Below are 1,527 nucleotides of genomic sequence, written 5' to 3'. Positions count from 1 at the left end.
TCATGATGTGGTCCGTTGGGGTCATCTTCGTTGGTGCATTCGGTTTCGTCGGCGCCGATTCGGTCGCTTGCTCGTTCCCGGATAAGCCGCCTTGCGGCATCTCGTTCGGGGATGCCCTGATGTTGTCGGGCGTGACGTTCACCACCATTGGGTACGGCTCGCCGACGCCGGTTGGGTGGCACCAGGCTTGCGCAGTCCTGGAAGGTGTCCTCGGTGTTCTGCTCTCGAGCAGCTTTGTCGTCAGCCTGACCAGGCGCTACGTCGTCGAATGACCTTGGTCGCTCGCGTGTCCGGGCTGATTCGGCCCTGGTTCGGATCGCCAGGCATGGCAAGGCACGGCGCCGGCTAGGTCACGAATGAAAGCCGATTGCGAAATGGTTCATCCTCTATGCCTTCACTAATTGAAGTTGGTGTTCTCTGGTATCGGCGCAACTGGACGAGACTGACGAGACTTTAGTCACCCGCGGGCCATGCGGGACCCTTGTTCGCCACAGGAGACCTGCGCATACTTCGCGGGAGGCGTTGTTTTGGGAAACGCGTCGGCAGTGGGGGAGTCAAGAAACGGTTTGTGGCCTTCCGATAGGCTGTTCCGCCGGGACTGTCGTATGGAAGTGCGTCAATCATTCAAGGGATGCCAATGGAACAATTCAGTACGGACATTGAACTTTTTATCAAGGATTACGTGCAGCAACTGGCAAACGGGACGGCGGCGGTGTTCGCCGGGGCCGGTTTTTCGAGGGGCGCAGGGCTGGTGGACTGGAAAGACCTTCTGGCCAACGTTGCGGCCGAACTCAAGCTCGACCTGACGATTGAAAACGACCTCATCGCGGTCGCCCAGTATCACGTCAATGCCAGAAAGGGCGCGCAGGGGCTTGCAAAGGCCATCATCGACCAGCTCTCCGAGCAGGCCGAGGAAACCGAGTCCCACCGGATACTTGCCCGGTTGCCTGTGGCGACCTGGTGGACGACCAATTATGACAACCTCATCGAGACTGCGCTCGAGAAAGCGTTCCGCATTCCCGACGTCAAGCACGACCCCGAGCAGCTGTCGGACACCAAGCCTCGCCGGGCTGCGGTCGTCTACAAGATGCATGGCGATGTTACGTTCCCGAAGAAAGCCATCATCTACAAAGCCCAGTACGAGCGCTACTACCGCACCCACGAGCCGTTTATCACGGCGCTCCAGGGCGACCTCACCACGAAGACATTCCTGTTCGTCGGGTTCAGCTTCACTGACCCCAATCTCGATTACGTTCTCTCACGGTTGCCGCATGCTCCGGCACGGCAGCACTACAGCTTCGTCAAGAAGCTCGAGCGGCGTGATTTTGCCGACGATGCGAAATTCGACTACGCCGTGAGGCGCGAAGGCATGCGCAACGATGACCTCCAGCGCTACGGCATCAAGACGCTGGAGATTGATTCGTTCGATGACATTCCCCGAATTCTCGAGGCGGTGGAGCGCCGCTACCGGATGAAGACGGTGTTTGTCTCCGGCAGCGCCGAGGAGTACGGCGAATGGGACAAGGC

2 protein-coding genes are annotated in these 1,527 nt (G+C 59.2%); both read left to right on the top strand.

The annotated features are described in order from the left end of the window. The coding region (locus AC1DT2_RS23035) for an ion channel (protein ID WP_477298994.1) at nt 1-272 on the top strand (272 nt) is incomplete at its 5' end. A 365-nt stretch (nt 273-637) separates the two neighbouring features. Continuing rightward, on the top strand, nt 638-1,527 hold an 890-nt coding region (locus AC1DT2_RS23030; protein WP_477298992.1), incomplete at its 3' end, for an SIR2 family NAD-dependent protein deacylase.

The organism is Luteibacter sp. P4_E6 (assembly GCF_056401535.1).
The sequence above is the reverse complement of the archived record's forward strand: the minus strand, read 5'-3'. Positions and strand labels throughout refer to the sequence as shown.